This window comes from Burkholderia sp. Se-20378 (assembly GCF_017104665.1).
In the GTDB taxonomy this organism is placed as follows: domain Bacteria; phylum Pseudomonadota; class Gammaproteobacteria; order Burkholderiales; family Burkholderiaceae; genus Burkholderia; species Burkholderia lata.
In genome coordinates this window covers 1-17,730 of the sequence record NZ_JAAGPG010000023.1, presented here as the reverse complement: position 1 = coordinate 17,730, position 17,730 = coordinate 1, and the positions used below count along the sequence as shown (strand labels likewise).

General features: G+C 61.7%; 16 protein-coding genes. 5 read left to right on the top strand and 11 right to left on the bottom strand.

All coding sequences use genetic code 11. The features are described from left to right. Positions 1-69: 69 nt before the first annotated feature. A complete protein-coding gene (locus G3N93_RS05455) occupies positions 70-378 on the bottom strand; it encodes a hypothetical protein (protein ID WP_011349219.1) in 309 nt (102 codons plus the stop codon). 2,602 nt (positions 379-2,980) lie between these two features. On the opposite strand from G3N93_RS05455, the gene G3N93_RS05450 reads away from it, so the two are divergent. Further along, on the top strand, positions 2,981-4,297 hold the full coding sequence (locus G3N93_RS05450) for a replication initiation protein (protein WP_039369202.1): 1,317 nt from the start codon (positions 2,981-2,983) through the stop codon (positions 4,295-4,297). 98 nt (positions 4,298-4,395) lie between these two features. Here the strand turns inward: G3N93_RS05450 and G3N93_RS05445 are convergent, their stop codons facing one another. The 4 genes from G3N93_RS05445 to G3N93_RS05430 form a co-directional block, all read right to left on the bottom strand. Next, positions 4,396-5,427, bottom strand: a complete 1,032-nt coding sequence (locus tag G3N93_RS05445) for a ParB/RepB/Spo0J family partition protein (RefSeq protein ID WP_206132453.1) — start codon at positions 5,425-5,427, stop codon at positions 4,396-4,398. Further along, the gene (locus G3N93_RS05440; protein WP_011350423.1) at positions 5,420-6,115 is read right to left on the bottom strand and encodes a ParA family protein; all 696 of its coding nucleotides are present in this window, start codon (positions 6,113-6,115) and stop codon (positions 5,420-5,422) included. Before G3N93_RS05440 ends, G3N93_RS05445 begins: the two co-directional genes overlap by 8 nt. A gap of 1,820 nt (positions 6,116-7,935) precedes the next feature. Further along, complete coding sequence (locus tag G3N93_RS05435) at positions 7,936-8,952, bottom strand: AraC family transcriptional regulator (RefSeq protein ID WP_206132452.1); 1,017 nt, start codon at positions 8,950-8,952, stop codon at positions 7,936-7,938. Between the two features lie 124 nt (positions 8,953-9,076). Then, on the bottom strand, positions 9,077-10,201 hold the full coding sequence (locus G3N93_RS05430) for an MBL fold metallo-hydrolase (RefSeq protein WP_206132451.1): 1,125 nt from the start codon (positions 10,199-10,201) through the stop codon (positions 9,077-9,079). A gap of 83 nt (positions 10,202-10,284) precedes the next feature. Between G3N93_RS05430 and G3N93_RS05425 the strand changes: the two genes are divergently transcribed. Together G3N93_RS05425 and G3N93_RS05420 are read left to right on the top strand one after the other, a co-directional pair. Next, a complete protein-coding gene (locus tag G3N93_RS05425; RefSeq protein ID WP_174943348.1) occupies positions 10,285-10,938 on the top strand; it encodes a TetR/AcrR family transcriptional regulator in 654 nt (217 codons plus the stop codon). A gap of 194 nt (positions 10,939-11,132) precedes the next feature. Next, positions 11,133-11,624 (top strand): flavodoxin family protein, encoded by a 492-nt coding sequence (locus tag G3N93_RS05420; RefSeq protein WP_174987963.1) that lies wholly within the window; start codon positions 11,133-11,135, stop codon positions 11,622-11,624. A 113-nt stretch (positions 11,625-11,737) separates the two neighbouring features. Here G3N93_RS05420 and G3N93_RS05415 read toward each other — a convergent pair whose 3' ends face one another. Both G3N93_RS05415 and G3N93_RS05410 read right to left on the bottom strand, forming a co-directional pair. After that, entirely contained in the window at positions 11,738-12,322 is a 585-nt protein-coding gene (locus G3N93_RS05415; protein ID WP_206132450.1) for a DUF2889 domain-containing protein, read from the bottom strand. Between the two features lie 177 nt (positions 12,323-12,499). Next, positions 12,500-12,775, bottom strand: coding sequence for a hypothetical protein (locus G3N93_RS05410; RefSeq protein ID WP_206132449.1), 276 nt, complete (start codon positions 12,773-12,775; stop codon positions 12,500-12,502). Between the two features lie 276 nt (positions 12,776-13,051). On the opposite strand from G3N93_RS05410, the gene G3N93_RS05405 reads away from it, so the two are divergent. Together G3N93_RS05405 and G3N93_RS05400 are read left to right on the top strand one after the other, a co-directional pair. Next, entirely contained in the window at positions 13,052-13,714 is a 663-nt protein-coding gene (locus tag G3N93_RS05405) for a ProQ/FinO family protein (RefSeq protein ID WP_174943337.1), read from the top strand. Between the two features lie 500 nt (positions 13,715-14,214). Further along, a complete protein-coding gene (locus G3N93_RS05400) occupies positions 14,215-15,276 on the top strand; it encodes a DMT family transporter (RefSeq protein ID WP_174943334.1) in 1,062 nt (353 codons plus the stop codon). A gap of 120 nt (positions 15,277-15,396) precedes the next feature. Here the strand turns inward: G3N93_RS05400 and G3N93_RS05395 are convergent, their stop codons facing one another. The 4 genes from G3N93_RS05395 to G3N93_RS05380 form a co-directional block, all read right to left on the bottom strand. Then, positions 15,397-15,762: a bleomycin resistance protein gene (locus G3N93_RS05395; protein WP_206124421.1), complete on the bottom strand. Its 366-nt coding sequence runs from the start codon at positions 15,760-15,762 to the stop codon at positions 15,397-15,399. A 69-nt stretch (positions 15,763-15,831) separates the two neighbouring features. Next, complete coding sequence (locus G3N93_RS05390) at positions 15,832-16,422, bottom strand: nitrogen fixation protein NifQ (protein ID WP_206132448.1); 591 nt, start codon at positions 16,420-16,422, stop codon at positions 15,832-15,834. A gap of 84 nt (positions 16,423-16,506) precedes the next feature. Further along, positions 16,507-16,932: a molybdopterin-binding protein gene (locus tag G3N93_RS05385; RefSeq protein WP_174943326.1), complete on the bottom strand. Its 426-nt coding sequence runs from the start codon at positions 16,930-16,932 to the stop codon at positions 16,507-16,509. Positions 16,933-17,121: 189 nt separating this feature from the next. Next, positions 17,122-17,730, bottom strand: a 609-nt coding sequence (locus G3N93_RS05380) for a TolC family protein (RefSeq protein WP_206132447.1), incomplete at its 5' end; no start/stop codon positions are given.

Below are 17,730 nucleotides of genomic sequence, written 5' to 3'. Positions count from 1 at the left end.
ATGTGCGCCGTGGGACCACGGCGCACGCGGCAAGCCGCGGATCAACCGCGGCCTGCCGCCGGACGACGCTTACTGACCAGCGCCGGCAGCTTTCTTCTGCGCGTTCTGCAGGTTCTGCGGATAGTTCGGATCATTGGCCGCCGGCTTGTAACCGGCGTCTTCGAGTTTCTTCAGTTCGGCGGTGTTCTTCGCACGTGCAGCCTTGTGCTCTGCCTTGCGTTGAGCCCTGGCCGCCTTGCGTGCCTGGCTCTTTGCTGCCTTCGCGTCCTGTGCCGCGGGCGCGCTGGCGTCGGTCTGCGCAAACGCAGGAACTGCCGAGCCGAACAGGAACGCGGCTGCAGTAGCAGCCAGCGTGAGTTTTCTGATCTGGATTCGCATCGCTGAACTCTCTTTTCTGGTTTATCACGGATTGAAAGACCATCGAGATACCGCCCCTGCCCCGATCGGTTGTCATGCCGCGTTCGGGACCTGTGCATCATAACCGCGCCGCGAAAAATGTGGCGTCAACGTGCGAGCGGAATTGGGGATACACGTATGGGAGAAAACGTGGATGCCGCTCGACGGTCACAGGCAGGACGAACCGTGCAGCGCGTGTGGACGCGCGTGACGATCGCGCTGTGGTGGCGTAACGGGACGGTCGGTGTATCCGCGCTTTGGTGACGAGGATGGGACATGTACCCGCCGTGCAACCCACGACTGTTTCATAGGTGGAGTTACCGGCACGCTCACGCTTGATGTGACTGTTATCGGATCAATCACGATCACAGCATCAGCAGTCGAACTGTGTGTCGCGTTGCCAGTCGACGCGGTTCAAGCGACGGTTCCTCCCATAAACGACCACGATTCGGTTTTTCGGTGTGCAAGGTATGCGCGATTGCATCCCCGCAGCGCACGGCACTCGCTCCGGCAACCAATCGCGGCACTGTGATGCCGGACGTTACCCGAGCCGGTAATACACGTCGCCACGGGATCCGGTGGTCCTGTGGTCCCGTGGTCCGTACGACGAAAGGAGCGGACACGTTGCGTGCGGTGAAGACATCCGCGGGAATCCCTTCACGGCTACGCCGACGGTGCCGCACCGATGTCACCACGCTCGTCTGGCGATCGTGGCACGTAGGGTTGTGATGTCACGGCAGCGCTTGTGATCCGTCCGATTCTGCTCAGGAACACCTCGCCCCACGTGCGCGAATCACAGGTTTTTCATTCTGCGGTTTTGATCTTCCGGAATCCAGGCGGGTGTCGATCCCCACACAGCATGTCGATTCCTGTGACCGCGCCTGGCTGGTGAGCTTTTACGGGATTCCGAACTGTCGGAAGGTGAGAATGTTCGGGATCACCGCTCGAGTTCGGTTACGGTGAACTTCATGGCCGCCCGCATCTTCACGTTGGTTCACGACGTGCACTAGATCGACCCAGGGCCGGCGACGTGTGCGACAGCATGGACCCTCCCAGGTCATCTGCGGAAACCGTTCCCGGGCCTCTTCTGGTGACCTGTGGGCACAGCATTGAACTTCGGTTGGTGGCTCCAAAGGTAGAAAGTTGGAAGACGACAGAAGCCGCAAACCGGATGGCGTCGATTCGTCTGTACACAGCCCACGGGCTAAATTTGACGAGAGGCGGGGGCGGGCAATCGGAAAAACTTGTCGATGGACAAGTAAGCACGAGTGCAAAAAACCCTTCGCCTGCCATCCCGGATGATTTCAAACTGCTGTGAACGAAACCAAAGAGATTCGTGTTTCCGGATCGGTGGTTTGCTTTGCTGGTCGATAGCAAGCACCGGCGAGGTCTCGGAGCCGGTTTTTCGATCCCATAAATGGGAACCTGTGCCTTGAAACGGGACTTTCTTCCCGTTTTTCTCCCATAGGTTTCTACGTTTCGGTCGATGTGAGTGTGTACTCACCTCTTTTGGAAGCCTTGTCAGGCCTGGAGCCGTTGTAGAACGGGGCGCCAAGTCATTGTTTCCAGGCTTGAATCGCTGGTTTGAGATGCCTGCAACACCATAGACGGCTCCCATTGGTAGCGGTTTATGGGGTTCGTCTTTCTGTGGAAGCGCACGTGTGTTTACATCTTTTGTTAACAACGTTTACTTCTTTAACTACTTTTAGACGGCTCACAGCCTTATCTGACAAGGGTTTGATGGGTGTTCGGTACCCATTTATGGGAGCACAGGTGTAAGGGCTTGGGGGTTAAGGTCTGTGGATTTGGGATTTGGGGTACCGCGTTGTGGGGAATCGGGGTTGTGGATATGGGGCAAGCGTACCCGGTTATGGGAAATCGGCCTGGAAACGCGTTGGGTAGTCATCTATGGGAACGTTCGGAGGTAGCCTTTTATGGGGCGCTCTTTTGGATTCTTGAGAGCCGGGTCGCACAGTGATTTTTCTCTGGTAGCCGGTTATGGGGCGCCTCAAAGGTACCCGGTTATGGGCTGCATTTGAGGTGGCTAGGCACCATTTCTCCAGGATTCCCTGTGGCTGGTTCCCATAGACAGGATCGAGGGCACCGACAGGTAACCTCCTATGGGGAAAACAACAGGTTGCCGTTTATGGGGGCGATGTCGGCCTTCAGGGCTAAAATCCGCGGAGCCAACGTAGCCGAAGCCGGTCGAAAGGTAGCCTCCTGTGGGAATCGGTGAAGGTAGCAAGTTATGGGAAGAAAACCGGTCTGTGCTGCAGAGCACCACGAATTCACCTAACGATCTCGATTCTGCGCGTTTGCTTCCCATGGATGGTTACCTTGCCAAGGGCAATTCTCATGCCGGGTTTCCGTGTCCGGGTATGAAAGGTAGCGGCTTGTGGGAAGCATTTTTGTCGAAAGGTAGATGGATATGGGGTTCCGCACAGATCGTCTGATTGAAAATTTCCCTTTCGTATCTGGAACTTAGCCGCGATAGTGCAAGTAAAGCCGGAACAGGGGCGTTGCTCGTCGACGCGAAAAGGTATAAAGTCCGCTCTCAACAAGGTGACCTTATCCGGACATTACGATGCCGCGCAAGCCCGCAAGCAAAGGCTCAGACAAACAGGTTTCGCTGTTTCAGACACCCGAGCCTCCCGACTTGCTGCGCAAGGCGGTCCAGGCGATTCATATCGCGCCCAAGTCCGGAAAGATCGGTCTGCAGCAGCGCAAGATGTTCAGCTCGCTGATCAAGAACGCGCTTCGACAGGAGGCGTTCGAGCCAGGCCGGACGAGCTTCTCGATCTCGCTTGCGTCGCTTTCGCACGAGAGCGGGTTGAACAGCAACAACACGAAGTACGTAAAGGACACGGTCAACTCGCTGATCAGTACCGTCGTCAACTGGGACTACCTGGCCGCGGACCGGTCGACAGTCTGGAAAGCGTCGGGCCTGCTCGCCGGCGCGGAGCTCGAGCAATCGGTGCTGAAGTACAGCTTCTCCGACCAGATTCGCAGCGAGTTGCTCAACCCCGAGATCTACGCACTGATCGATATGCGGATCGCTCGCGAGTTCCGGCGATCGCACTCGCTCGCGTTGTGGGAAAACACGGTGCGCTACGAGGGGATCGGCATCACCGCGAAGATCCCGCTGCCGAAATTTCGTGACCTGATTCTCGGCCAGGACAAGGCGTCGCAGTCGTACAAGGAATACAAGCTGTTCAAGAGCAAGGTCCTGGTGCCGTGCATTCAGGAGGTGAACGAAGTTTCGGATCACACGCTCGAGTTGATCGAACACAAGTCCGGCCGGAGCGTGGAGGCCGTTCAGTTCAAGGTGACGCGCAAGCAGAGCACCGATACGGTGGAGGACGGCGACGTCAAGAACGAAGCGCTGGTCGAGGAGGTTGCCAAGTTCGGCATCCCGCGTTCGGAAGCGCGCCGGCTGATCACGCAATATGGCGTGCAGCGCATCAAGGCGGCGATTGCCTATACGCTCAATCGGACTACGAAGAAGAATGCGGCCCCGGTCGACAACGTGGCCGCGTATTTCCGCAAGGCGCTGACACACGGCTACACGCTGTCCGACGGGCAGGGAACGGAGGCGGCCGCCCCGGCGAAGGAATCCGCGCAGAGCAAGCAGGAACAGATTCGCGACAAATATCTGGCGGCAAAGGTCGAAGAAGCCGGCGCGTATTTCCGCGAACTGGAGATCGACGACCAGACCAAGCTGATCGAGCGTTACAACGAAACGGTGGCAGGCTCGAAGGACCTGACGCTGTCGCCGAAGAAGAAGGCGAGCAAGCTCGCGCAGACCAGCTTCTTCCGTTGGCTCGCGCTGGATACGTGGGGCGAACCGACCTCGGACGACTTGCTGGAATTCCTGCTGAAAAGCAGTCTCGCAGGCAACTGAACAAGGCCTCGCAGCCGGGTGTGCGTCGCGCGCCGGACATCGCTGTCCGGCTTCGCGGTGCATCGCGGATGCGAGGCCTTCTGCTTTTCGCGCGTTAGTTACTGTGGCGTGGCCGTTGCCAGTTCGGCAACGTACGCGTCGATGACGGTCTTGAGCTTGTCGGCGAGCGCCTCCTGGTGCGATGCGTCGACGCCCTTGAGCTGCAGATCCAGACGTCCGTCCGGATAGGTTTTCAACTGGCCGATCGCTCGCGATTCGAGCGCGAAGTCGTGGCGAACGCTGTAACGCGTACGTCCCGCTTTCTTGCTGCCGTCGCTTTGCGCACGCAGGAAATTCTCCAGATCACGAACCGATTTCTTCCGGTCGATCACGGCCGTCAACAGCCGGTCGGCCGTCGGCTCGCCCAGGCGTTCGAAGATCAGCTTCAGGAAGTACGCCGCCTGCAGGCCGACCACGTCGTTGGCGCTCGCCATCCGCTCCAGCAGTGTGTTCGGGAGTGCGTTGAGCGACAGCGTCTTGCTGATCGATGCCTTGTCCTTGCCGATCTTTTCCGCCAGCGTGTTCTGGTCGGAAAAAACCTTCTCGTCGAGGAGACGCTTCCACGCGACCGCATCGTCGAAGATCGTCTGGCGTTCGTGGTCGTGGTTCGCGCGATATGCGATCGTGTAGAGCTGTTCCGGCGTGTGATCCGTGCGGAACGTGGCGTTGATGGTTTCATCGCCGTTGATGCTCGTCGCGCGGAGCCGGCGTTGCCCGTCGATCACCACGAGCTTGCCGGGAAACTCCGGGAGCCGCGTAACCTTGATCGGCTCGATCTGCCCTTCCCGTTTCAGCGTCAGGGCGAGCTCGTGCAGGCTCGACTCCGAGTAAAACACGCGCGGGTTGAACGGGTTCGGAATGCAATCCTTGACCGATACCTTCTGAGGCGCGCCAAGATCCGGCGCCCCGGCGGGCGTGGCTTCGGCCGGGGCGCCGGCTGCTGCCGTTTCACCGACGACATTCGGTGCGGCCGCCGGTTCGGGCAGCCGCGTTTCGAGTGCCGCATTCTCCTGAGCGAGCCCGCGCAGCAGGCCGGCTGCGAGATGCAGGTTGCCGGTCGGCTTCTTGTCTTTCGATGTGTCCTTAGCCATGGGCGGCTCCGGTAGCGCGCGTCGACGCGATGTATTGGGCCATTTCCGTGACCAGCTTCTCGATTTCCGCACGGGCTTCTTTCAGGCCCTTCAGATATCGATTGTGGTGATGGATCGTGGTGCCGAGCGCAAACGTCTGACGGTAGACCTCGCGCTGCGCGATCTGGCTGTCGAGCAGATGCTCCCCTATTTCTTCAGCTCTTAGAATTTTTAAAATTTCTTCACGCATTTTAGTTTTTCCATTAACGCTATTCAGCATTAATGCGGAAGAAAGATTCGGGTTACGGACAGACCGCATCGACTCGATCATGCGGATCATCGCAACGGTGCTGTAGAGATCGGCTGGCGACGGCGACAGCGGCACGAGACAGAAGTCGGCGACCTCGAGTACGGAGGCAATGCGCGGGTCTTCGAGGTTGCCAGGACAGTCGACAACGATCACGTCGAAGTTCGCGTCCTGTTTTTTGATCTCGCCGCCGATGCCGCGACCGGCAGGGGCCAGAGAAAGAACCGTCATCGGCAGCGTGTTCTCGCCGCTGGTCACCCACCGGACGGACGTGCCTTGAGGGTCGGCATCGATCAGGGCGACCTTGTTGCCGCCGGCTTCGAATGCAGCGGCGATATTGACGGAGATGGTTGTCTTTCCAGTCCCACCTTTTTGATTGCTGACGGCGATCTTGAAAGCCATTAAATTCCTCCACGGAGTTTTACGTAATATATGCAGTTATTATCAAAATGTCCAGAAAAGCCTTCGGCACGATGTATGTCTTGGAGATCAATGTGGTTGTCACGTGACAAGTGGGCCGAATGGCCAACGAATCAGTCATGATTTGTGATCGAGTAAAAATAAAATTGACGATCACGATTGAAAAGTACGTACCAAGATGGAGTGGAAATTCGACGAATTTCAATGTCGATGGCAGCGTTAGCGAATGGAGACGGACTGCTTGATCTCGCAATGTTCCTGATGGAGCTCGTCACAGCCGGAGGTAGTTAATTCCACGTGTGTCGCCGGAAAGCCTGGTTGTCACGTGACAAGTGGCAGGGATTTGCTCCTCCTCAACGTAATCCGGAGCAAGGAGATCTCAGATTCGTTTGTGCTTCCGGTTATGGCGACATCATTTCGATGCTCGAAATCTGGTCTTGGATCGGCGCGACGACCTCTCGAGCAGTGAGTTGTCACGTGACAATCGAATCAGAGCGACAGGCAACGTCTGTTCGGAATCACCTCTCAGGAGGGGGTGTGATCCGACTCCATAGAATGTGAGTAAGTTGATCGAGAAGAGAAGATTCGTCACCGTTGGCTCGTCACGAAAAGTGATTCCCTGGGCGAATTGCCTGGGGAGTTGTCACGTGACAACTGGAGTGTTGTGTCGGGTCTTGCGTGTCGAAGTGGCGCGTTGCAGCGTATGGGGCGGGAGACATCTTTATCGAAGAGTCCGGATCATCAGTGGATCTGCAGATCCCGGGGGCCTCGTCGCTGACCATTCGCATTCACGTGCCGGTGGAAAGGTGCCGCTCGGCTTGCTGGATCGCGCCCACAACTGGACATCACAGATGCCTTTGATGTGGCCCTATTTATGTGGAGCGCTCGAATCAGCTTCATCGCATTCTTTGGTCGGCAGGGGAGGGTATGGGCTTTGTCACGCGCACCCTTGAGTTACGACCAGTACACCGTGAGCTTCCGCTCGACCACTAGGCATGCGAGGCTCCGATTTGCGACAAACTCCTCTGTTGAAGGCCACGTGGCAACTCAAACGGGCCGGATCGTGAAACATTTCCAAGAAATCCGGTGTTCGTGGAAATCCTTATCTGGCAATGGGTTGCGCTATATTCTTCATGTTGTTTCACGCAAAATCGACGAGATCACCCCTGTAAATAGGGGCGTATGATCATTTCACGTCTGGCACTCCGAAGGCCGGGCAAATATGCCTCGATTTGTGTGTATAGATACGTAATGTGTAGTATTTGAAACGTTTCGATAGGTATGGAGCCGTAGGTAAATCGAGATGAGCCGAATCAGATGCATCGCAGATACGCTGTCGAGCCACTTATCAGACGTGCCTGCGCCGATCTATCGGCCTGAGTTGTCACGTGACAACGCACAAGCTCGACGTACAAATCGTTGGATTGCACCGTGGCGCGAGACTCACCGCACTGCAGAGTTAGAAACCGAGCGTCTGGAAGACAGTAGGACGACCTGGTTGAGGAGGGAGCAAAGTCCTCATCAGTCATGAGAACGGTATGAGACGACTTGTCTCTGGCCGATGGATGCTCGTGAGTTCGGATACAGGTTCGACACCGCGAGGCACCCAGGCACTGCTCGATACTCAAATTGAAATTCGCAGACGGCTGCAGGGCAATCAATCAGAAGTGGGCAACAAGCGCGCATCCCGCTGCGCTCGTCTGGATCAACCGGATCGACCTTCCACGCGTGAAGGAGCGATCCAACCCTTCCGCGGATACCGCCCAATGCGGCATCCTGCTTCTCCGGTACCTTCCCAGGGCTCAATACGTCGCGGCGACAGACAGGACAACATCCGTTCCGCTCCGCAGGCTATCGATATCTCTCCGCGGAGAATTACCGAACAACCGGCTGTATTCGCGATTGAACTGAGTCGGGCTCGCATATCCGACCCTGAACGATGCCGACGCGGCGTCGAGCCGCTCGGACAGCATCAGTCGACGCGCTTCGTTGAGCCGTATCCATTTCTGGTACTGCAGCGGACTCATGCCGGTGAGCTGGCGGAAGTGGTGGTGGAAGGTCGAACTGCTCATTTGTACCTGCGCCGCCAGATCGTCGACCCGCAGCGACTCGTCGTAATGGGTCCGCAACCACTGGATCGCCCGCGACACGCGGTTGCCCTGACTGCCGGCAGACGCAATCTGACGCAGACGGGCGCCCTGGTCGCTCGTCAGCAGCCGGTAGTAGATTTCCCGCTCGACGTACGGTGCAAGAACTGCAATGGCGTTCGGGTCATCCAGCAACGCCAGCAGCCGGTTCACCGCGTCGTAGAGCGGTTCGTTCATATCGCCGACGACGAGGCCGCGGCCTGCGGGAGCTTCCTCGTGATCCGGTGCGACCTGCACCATCAGTTCGGCCATCACACGAAAATCAAGCTTGAGCCCGATGCCGAGAAACGGCCTTTCGCGGCTGGCCTCGATGACCTGCGTCGAACCGGGCAAGTCGAGCGACGTGATCAGAAAGCGGTTGGCGTCGCAGAGATACACATCGCCGCTCTGAATGAGCCGCTTCGTGCCCTGGACGACGAGACCGAAGCTCGGCTCGACCAGGCAGTCCATCGGCTGCGTTGTCGCCTCCCTTCGATGGAGGCTCAGGTTCGGAATGGCCGTGGCGAGGTGGTCTGTGCTTTCCGTCCATCTCGCGACGCGCTCTGCAAGCGTCCGCCGCAGGTCGTTCTCTCGGCTATCGCTGGTCGATCGGCGGGCTGCTGGGTTGAATGCGCCGAAGGTGGCGTCGTCGACCGGTTGGCCGGGTGCGTATCGGACGGGTGCCGGATGCATGACTTCTCTACTCAGGTAAGCGGGTCTACAGACAGCCCGTCGACGTGCGGGTACGCCGGCAACGCGCCTGCCGGAGTCGCGGCATTGCCGCGCTCCGGGGAAAAAAGTGCAACGACAGGTGGATCTACTTCGTCGCCTGCGACGCGCAAAGCGACCAGCGACGCGATTTCGTGGCAACGGACGTGACGCGTTCGTCGACCGTGCGCCACCACCGTTCGCCGCGATGCGGCTCTTCGAGTGCGAGCCGTTCGCCCATCCTGGGCGTCGACAGTTCGACGCCTCGCACGATCGCCAGCGCCGTGACGCGCTCGAATGGTTCCTGCCAGCGATGCATCGCGAGATCGAACGTGCCGTTGTGGATCGGCACCAGCCAGCGGCCGCGCAAATCGATGTGCGCCTGGACGGTTTCTTCCGGCTGCATGTGTACGTACGGCCATTGAGCGTCGTATGCGCCTGTTTCGATCAGCGTGACATCGAACGGCCCGAGTCGCTCGCCGATCGTCCGGAAACCATCGAAGTAGCCGGTGTCGCCGCTGAAGAACACGCGCAAGTCGTCGTCGACGATGACCCAGGATGCCCACAGCGTGCTGTTGCCGTCGAACAGGCTGCGCCCGGAAAAGTGCTGGGCAGGTGTTGCGGTCAGCGTCAGGCCGGCCACGTCGACGCTCTGCCACCAGTCGAGCTGACGGACTTTCTTCGCGTCGATGCCCCATTCGATCAGGCGGTCGCCGACACCCAGCGTGGTCACGAACACACCGGTGGTTGCCGCGAGTGCGAGCACCGTGTCGCGGTCGAGATGATCGTAGTGATCGTGCGACAGGATCACGCCGCGCAGCGGCGGAAGATCTTCAAGCGCGATCGGCGGCGCATGGAAACGCTTCGGGCCGACACGCCGAAACGGCGACGCGCGCTCGGCGAACACGGGATCGGTCAGCCAGAATTCACCGCGCAGCTTGAGCAGCAGCGTCGAATGGCCAAGCCGGTACAGACTGCGATCGGGGGCCGCGTCGAGTTCCGCGCGCGTCAGCGAATCGACGGGCAGTACACCCGCAGGCACGGTATGGCGCGGCTTGTTGAACAGCATGTTCCAGGCGATCCCGAGCGTCTTGCCGAACCCCTCGACCGGACGGGGCGCGACATTGCTGAAGCGCTCGCCATTGTGCTGCGGCGAGCCGCCAGACAGCGTGCGGCCGCGTCGGGCGGCCGCAAAACCCAGAATGCGATGAATCAAAACGAGAGGCGATGCCATGTCGGTTCGTCCGGAGGATAAAGTACACTAAACAGTGTAGTTTATTTCTGGGATAAGTAAACTACCCGGTGTAAAATTTCTGAATGGATACCAGTACTCCCCCTCAGCGCCTGACCGATCGAAAGCGCGCGGCCATCGTCGACGCGGCCATCGAGGAATTTCTCGCGTCGGGTTACGACGCGACCAGCATGGACCGCATCGCCGCGCGTGCGGACGTGTCGAAGCGCACGGTCTATAACCACTTCCCCGGCAAGGAAACGTTGTTCGCCGCGATCCTGCAAAAATTGTGGGATGCGACCCAGACCGGCAGTTCGCCAACCTATCGCGCCGATGTGCCGCTGCGCGAGCAATTGCTCGCGTTGCTGGATCGCAAAATGCGCCTGCTCAGCGACGAGGCATTTCTTTCGCTCGCACGCGTCGCGATCGGTGCGGCCATCCATTCGCCGGAACGTGCGCGCGACATGGTCGAGCGCCTCGGCGAGCGCGAGGAAGACATGACGGTCTGGGTGCGGACCGCGGCGGCGGCTGGACGCCTGTCCGTCACCGATCCGGTGTTTGCCGCGCATCAGTTGCACGGTGTCGTGAAGGCATTCGCGTTCTGGCCGCAGATCACGATGGGCCAGCCGCCGCTCGCCGAACCGGAGCAACAAAAAGTCGCGGAATCCGCTGCCGACATGTTTCTCGCGTACTACGCGCGACCGGAACACACCGACGCATCGCGCGCCGTCACGGACTGATCGTGCACCCGGTCGAACTTGCGCGAATCGAGCCTGGCGCAACGCGCATGATCGTTGCGCGCTTCGCAACGACGAGCCGGCAAACCGCCAGATCCGCAGAAGCGAACGCGGAACAGCCTCATTTGATCTCTGGCCATGCAGCGGAACTCGGCGATGCCGTCAGCGCACCTGAAACCGAACGTGAGTAACGACGAATGAAGACGCTGTTGATCGTCTATCACACGATGACCGGCGGCACGCAACAGATGGCCGAAGCGGCTGCCGGCGCTGCGCGCGAGCAAACCGGCGTCGACGTCAGGCTGCAGCGCGCGGATGCGACGAGCGCGGACGACGTGCTGGCCGCCGACGCCTACCTGTTCGCAACGCCGGAGAATCTCGCGGCAATGTCCGGGCTGATGAAGGATTTCTTCGACCGCTGCTACTACGCGGCGCTCGATCGCGTGAACGGCCGCCCGTATGCGGTGATGATCTGCGCGGGAAGCGACGGGCAGAACGCGTTGCGGCAGATCGACCGGATCGCGACCGGATGGCGGTTGAAGAACGTGGCACCGGGCCTGATCGTCTGTACGCACGCGCAGACACCGGAACGCATCCTCGCGGCGAAGACGATCGACGGCGACGATCTCGCGCGCTGCGCCGAACTGGGCGCCGGTCTTGCCGCTGGGCTTGCACTGGGCGTTTTCTGATCACCCTCGCTGTGCGACAGCGACGATCGGTCGGTGCACGTTTGAGTACATGACGCGTGCGTTTTCGAGCAGTCCCGATCCTGCGGGAACGGGGCTGGCCGAATGCCCGGCCCCTAGCTGCCCTTTGCCGTCGCCGAAGGCCGGTGATATTCGGGCCAAAGACGTTTCACGAGATCGCGCGATGCGCCATACGCATGGCAACTGTCGATCTTGAGCGGTTTTCCGTCGCTGTCGCGCGCCTCGAGCGATGACGTGCGCATGCCGACCATCGTCTGATAGGCCGTGGTGGCGATCGGGCCGAGCAATTCCTTCAGGTGCGTGCACGTATCGCAAGACGGCAGGCGTTTGCGAATCTCGCTGTTCCAGCCTGCGCCGATGCTCAGTCCGACGAGCGCCTGCAGCGAGTCGCCGCCGCCCGGGCACTGCGCATACGGATGCGACCGGAGGAACGTGGAGACGGCGCGGACGACCATGTCGGCGTCGAAGACCAGCGTCACGCCGAGGTCGTGGATCGGCGACAGCGCTGCGACCGTACGCGTGTCGCCCGGCGGCGTGAAATCGAAGGTTTTGCGGTCCGCGAGGCAGGCCGTTACTTCGAACTGGCCGTCGCTGCGCCGATAGCCGCGCATGTCGATCTGCCGATGGTGAATCTCCTCGCGTGTGATGCCGTCGTGCGCGATGTCGTGTGGGGGAACCATGTATCTGCTCCGTTTCGTACAACCGGTTCGTTCTTCTGGCAGGCAAGCGGGACGTCGACGGCTCGCCCGGGGGCGCGGCAAAACGGGGCGAGACAGGCTGCCGACGACATCGATTCGGCCATACTACGCACTTTCCGGCCACTTCGTGCGCCACGGGATCGATGCGGACGCAACGAGTCATGTGCGGGCACCGATGCTGTCGAATGGGCACGGCGCTTGCGCCGATCCATTGCCGCAATCGTTGATGCGCACGCAGACGAGGTCGTTGTCCGGAATGCGGAATCGCAGCCGGGGCCCGCGACGTACCGACGCGGCGGGATCGCGTTCGACGTCCCGAGGCGGAATACTCCGGGTCGGGCGTCGATTGGTGCCGCCGGGGCAATCGCAGCGCGCAAGATGGCCCCGATTTCCGCTGTCGAAGGTGAACGGCGTGACTTCCGGAAACGTATCCATATAATGCGCAACACGACCGCATGGACGCATTTCCGGTACCCCGATTCGGGCCAATGCAGACCAGTGAGTCAACCGGCCGCCGCGCGTACCGGTATACTTCCACTCCTGCCTTGTCCGGCATCGTGGCCGGGTGCCTGAAAACAGAGTGGCGTGTGCGATGCGGCCCCGTAGTGTTCCGCATCGGCGGCAGACGGGTCGCCCGCATGGCGGCGAAGTTTTTGCGCCGCGCGGCATGGCCGCACGAACCACACCTTATATTCCTGGTGGATTGAATTTATGGGTTTTGAACAACTTGCCGAATTGCGGGCGCAGCTCGCAGCGAAGGCCAAGCAGGAGCGCAACGCGAAGCGGCCGGCAGCGCCGGCGGACACCGGCGCGAAGCCGAAGTCCGGCGACCAGCCGAAGCGTGGCGCCAAGCCGGCTGCGGCCGGCGGCAAAGCACCGCATCGCGCTAAGCCTGCTTCGGCGAAGCCGTCGGCGCCGGTCGATCCGGTCATCGTTGCGATCGGCAAACTGCAGCGTAAGTTTCCGAATGCGTTCCCGAAGAATCCGGCCCCCAAAGTGCCGCTCAAGGTCGGTATCTGGGACGACCTCGCACGTGAAGCACAGGCCGTCGGGCTCAACGAAGCCGAACTGCGCGAAGCGATGTCGACGTGGTGCCGTGGCAACCGTTACTGGTCGTGCCTCGTCGAAGACGCGGTGCGGGTCGATCTGCAGGGCAACGAAGCAGGGCGCGTCACGCATGACGACGCCGCACGGGCGCGCCGGCTGAAGGCGCGCCGCCCCGGCAAGGGCGCGGCGCAAGCGGCCAAGGGCGCGCAGCAGCAGCCGAAGGCCGAGCAGCAGGCCGAGGCTGCCGCCGAGCCGCAACCGGCAAACGTGGAAGCGCAAGCCGACGCAGCGCCGCAGGTCGAGCAGCAAACGGCCGGAAACGAGTAATCGGCACCGCGCCGCTGCATACCGCACGGCGCGATCCGCATGCACATCGCCTGAGGTGCGTGACACGACAGACTGACCTGCCTCGACCGAGGCAGGTCAGGACTGCTCCCACCGGTGCCCGACGTGCCGGGTCCTTACCAATTCCACCTCGAACAGACTACGCGACCGGACGACAATAGTTTGCCGATCGGTGCTGCATGGTCATTGTTTCGACTGCGTCGCTTGCGCATGGACGATACGTCCGTCCGTAATGCGGCAACGCTTCATTCAATTAATTCGTTTTCCTAAGATAGAGGCATACCGGAACCCTCGACTGGCCCGTGGACGTTCGCGCCCGATCGTCGCGACATGATGACGCGCGATAATCTCGACGGGGTCGTCAGGTCGCGCACAAGCTGGCCGGTTGCGATGCAGCTTGCATTTCGAAAGGTCCGAAAGGCCCACTGCGACCCGACCCGTTGCCACGGCTGGCGCCTTTCAACGTCAATTCAAACCGGATCATGCACTCGAGACACTCCGCGATTCTCGTCGCGCTCACCGCTGCCGCGCTGTTCGGCGCCGCGACACCGCTCGCCAAGGCGCTGATCGGCGCGATGTCGCCGTTCATGGTCGCCGGCCTGTTCTATCTCGGCAGTGGCGTCGGGCTCGGTATCGGGATCCTGCTTCGCCGCCTGCACAACCGACATGCGCCGATCGCAGACGCCGCGCCGCTGCAGCGTGCAGAGCTGCCGTGGCTGGCCGGTGCGATTGCGGCGGGCGGGGTGGCCGGCCCGGCTTTGCTGATGCTCGGGTTGTCGAGCACGCCGGCAGCGACGAGCGCGTTGCTGCTCAATCTCGAGGGCGTGCTGACGGCCGTCATCGCGTGGGTCGTGTTTCGCGAGAACGTGGATTCGCAGGTGTTCCTCGGGATGGTCGCGATCGTCGCCGGCGGCACGCTGCTGTCGTGGACGCCGGGCCAGGCCGGCGTGCCGGTCGGCGCGTTGCTGATCGTCGGCGCATGCCTGTGCTGGGCGGTCGACAACAACCTGACCCGCAAGGTGGCCGCAAACGACGCGATGGTCATCGCGTGCGCGAAGGGGCTGATCGCCGGACCCGTGAACATCGGCATCGCGCTGGCGACCGGCGCAACGCTGCCGGCTGTCCCGGTCACGGCTGCCGCGATGCTGACGGGGCTCGGCGGCTACGGGATCAGCCTCGTGCTGTTCGTCGTCGCACTGCGTCATCTCGGCAGCGCGCGCACGGGGGCGTATTTCTCGATCGCGCCGCTGTTCGGCGTCGTGCTGTCGCTGCTGATCTGGCCCGCGCTGCCGCCCGCGACCTTCTGGATCGCTGCCGCACTGATGGCGCTCGGCATCTGGTTGCATGTTCGCGAACGGCATGAACACACGCACACACACGAGCAGCTCGAGCATACGCATCGGCATCGGCACGACGAACATCACCAGCATGCGCACGATTTTGCGTACGACGGCAACGAACCGCACTCGCATCCGCACGTGCATCTGCCGATCACGCACAGCCATGCGCATTTTCCGGACATTCATCACCGGCACCGGCATTGACCGCTTCATGCGCGGCGAACGACACGGATCACAAGGTGACCGTTTATGGGATATGCGCCGCATCGCGTGCGCACCTGTTCGCAACGCCGCCCGAGCGCGGCCGCAACAGCGGCGATGCGCCTAGTCTTCGGTCTGGATCAACCGGATCAGCGAGCCGTCAGGATCGATCAGTGCGCCGACGGTGCCGCCCCAGGCTTCGCGTGTCGGCCGGTGCGCGCGTGGCCAGCCGGTTGCCTGCTCCGGAATGCCGGCCGCGAGCACGTCGTCGAAGAACGTGCCGACGTCCGCGAGCCGGAAGCAGCAACTGAACCAGCTCGTCGCCGGATCGAGTTCGGGGTGCGGAAAAAATTCCAGCAACAGGTCGCCGCGCTTGAGGATCATCCAGCCGTCGTCGCGCCAGGTTTCAGCGAACCCCAGTTTTTCGTAGAAGCGGGACGTGACTTCGAAATCGCGTGACGGCAGGTTGGGGCTCGCAAGGTCGGTCAAGGCGTGTCTCCAGATGGCGATGCGACGAATCAAATGGGTCGCCCGGGCCGCGGTGGCGGGTATCGCGGGTTATCGCGCGTGCGGAAAGCAGAAGCCGAAATCCTCACAGCCCGGGCACCCGGGGGCCGGGCCCGGCGGCACATCGAGCGAGGCGGCCACTTCCTGTGCGAGGAATTTCTTCCAGCGCAGGTGAGCGACGTTGCGCGCGGCAAGCGCGGGGAAATAGCGATCGAGCATCGCGGATACCGCGTCGCGCCCGTCGAGCCCGAGATCGCGCCACAGATGATCGGGGCGCAGGCACGCATGCGCGATGATCGACGCGAGACAACCGGCGTCGTCGCGGTTGACGGCGGGATTCGCGTCGTCCATCAACCGCGCGTGCAGCGTCGCGATGAACGTCGCGTGGGTGGATGGCAGCAGTGCCATCGCGGCTGTCGGCATGAGCGCCGCGACATCGGCCGCAGGCAGGCGCGGAAACTGCCGCGTCAGCAGGCCGGCCAGCTGCGGATGAGACAGGCCGAGCAGCTTGAGTTCATTGCGGCGCGCGCGTGCCGCAACGAGTGCGCCGAACAGGCGTGCATCGGGCGTGTCGGCGCCGGCCGTTGCGGACAGCAACGACTGCAGTGCCCGTTGCCGAGCCTGATCGAACGCGGTTGTCATCGCGTGCATCCGACCGGCAGCCGCACGGCGCGATTCGCGTGAATGCGCCGTGCCAAACGGATCGCCATCGCGATCGTCACGCGTTCACTCGACGCCGACGATCACGCTCGATGCCTTGAAGATCGCGGACGCAGCCGTGCCGCTCGCAAGGCCGAGGCGATCGACGCTGTCATTGGTGACGATCGCGACGATCTCGGCGCCGCCCGCGGCCTTGATCACGACTTCCGAATTGACCGCGCCTTTCGTGACCGACGATACGGTGCCTGCGACGCAGTTGCGGGCCGATACCTTGCTGCTGTCGACGTCGACCATCACGATGACCGACGACGCCTTCACGAGTGCGAATGCCTTCGAGCCGGCGGCGAGGCCCAGCGAAGCCGCGCTGCCGTGGGTGATCACGGCGACGATGTCGAGGCCGTCCTGCGTGCGGAGCGTGATTTCGTCGTTGACGGCACCAGTCTTGACGGCGCTGACCTGGCCGGCGAAGTGGTTGCGGGCGCTGGTTCGCATGATGGATCTCCGAGTGGTTGCCGCCGAAGGTTCAGCGGCGAAAGATGAATGGAAATGCATCGGCCAGTTTACCGCCAACGTGGATGTTCGTCGTCCTTCGGATGCTATGGCGCGAATCAGGGAAACCCGCCACCACCGGGCGTTTCGCCAGGCATGCGTTATGTACTGAAGGTGATAACGCCCCCGTGATTACTCGCTTTTCGCGGGCGTCGCGGCAGCCCGCGTGGCGTCGGGACGGGCATCCGGTGCGGCGGCCGTACCCTCGGATTCCCACCCGCCGCCGAGCGCGAGGAATAGCCGCACCTGGTCGGTCGCGACCTGGCCTTCGGCTGCCGCCACCTGCGCCTGCACGCTAGTGAGCGTGCGCGTCGCATCGAGATCGGAGATGAACGACTCGCGGCCGGCCAGATAGAGGCGATGCGTTTCGTCGGCGGAATTGCGTGCCGATTCGTACGCGGTGCGCAGCGCTTCCGTGCGCTGCACGTCGGCTGCGTAGGTCGCGAGGCTCGACTGCGTTTCGCGCAGTGCGTTCAGCACGACGCCGTCGAAGTGCGCGAGTGCGCCACCCGTCGCGGCTTCGGCCTCGCGCACACGCGCACGCTGCCCGTTGACGGGGAACGACCAGCTGATTAGCGGGCCGAACGACCAGCGATTCGTCGTGGACGAGAACAGGTCGGCGGCGACACCGACCGAGCCGGCCGACGCACCGATGCTGATCGACGGGTACAGCGCGGCGGTCGCCACGCCGATCCGCGCGGTCGCGGCGGCGAGTTGCCGTTCGGCTGCGCGCACGTCGGG

Bases quoted from the DNA above. Each gene is read 5' to 3' on its own strand.
- G3N93_RS05455 (WP_011349219.1), bottom strand. From the start codon at position 378: ATGCGAATCCAGATCAGAAAACTCACGCTGGCTGCTACTGCAGCCGCG.
- G3N93_RS05450 (WP_039369202.1), top strand. From the start codon at position 2,981: ATGCCGCGCAAGCCCGCAAGCAAAGGCTCAGACAAACAGGTTTCGCTG.
- G3N93_RS05445 (WP_206132453.1), bottom strand. From the start codon at position 5,427: ATGGCTAAGGACACATCGAAAGACAAGAAGCCGACCGGCAACCTGCAT.
- G3N93_RS05440 (WP_011350423.1), bottom strand. From the start codon at position 6,115: ATGGCTTTCAAGATCGCCGTCAGCAATCAAAAAGGTGGGACTGGAAAG.
- G3N93_RS05435 (WP_206132452.1), bottom strand. From the start codon at position 8,952: ATGCATCCGGCACCCGTCCGATACGCACCCGGCCAACCGGTCGACGAC.
- G3N93_RS05430 (WP_206132451.1), bottom strand. From the start codon at position 10,201: ATGGCATCGCCTCTCGTTTTGATTCATCGCATTCTGGGTTTTGCGGCC.
- G3N93_RS05425 (WP_174943348.1), top strand. From the start codon at position 10,285: ATGGATACCAGTACTCCCCCTCAGCGCCTGACCGATCGAAAGCGCGCG.
- G3N93_RS05420 (WP_174987963.1), top strand. From the start codon at position 11,133: ATGAAGACGCTGTTGATCGTCTATCACACGATGACCGGCGGCACGCAA.
- G3N93_RS05415 (WP_206132450.1), bottom strand. From the start codon at position 12,322: ATGGTTCCCCCACACGACATCGCGCACGACGGCATCACACGCGAGGAG.
- G3N93_RS05410 (WP_206132449.1), bottom strand. From the start codon at position 12,775: ATGGATACGTTTCCGGAAGTCACGCCGTTCACCTTCGACAGCGGAAAT.
- G3N93_RS05405 (WP_174943337.1), top strand. From the start codon at position 13,052: ATGGGTTTTGAACAACTTGCCGAATTGCGGGCGCAGCTCGCAGCGAAG.
- G3N93_RS05400 (WP_174943334.1), top strand. From the start codon at position 14,215: ATGCACTCGAGACACTCCGCGATTCTCGTCGCGCTCACCGCTGCCGCG.
- G3N93_RS05390 (WP_206132448.1), bottom strand. From the start codon at position 16,422: ATGACAACCGCGTTCGATCAGGCTCGGCAACGGGCACTGCAGTCGTTG.
- G3N93_RS05385 (WP_174943326.1), bottom strand. From the start codon at position 16,932: ATGCGAACCAGCGCCCGCAACCACTTCGCCGGCCAGGTCAGCGCCGTC.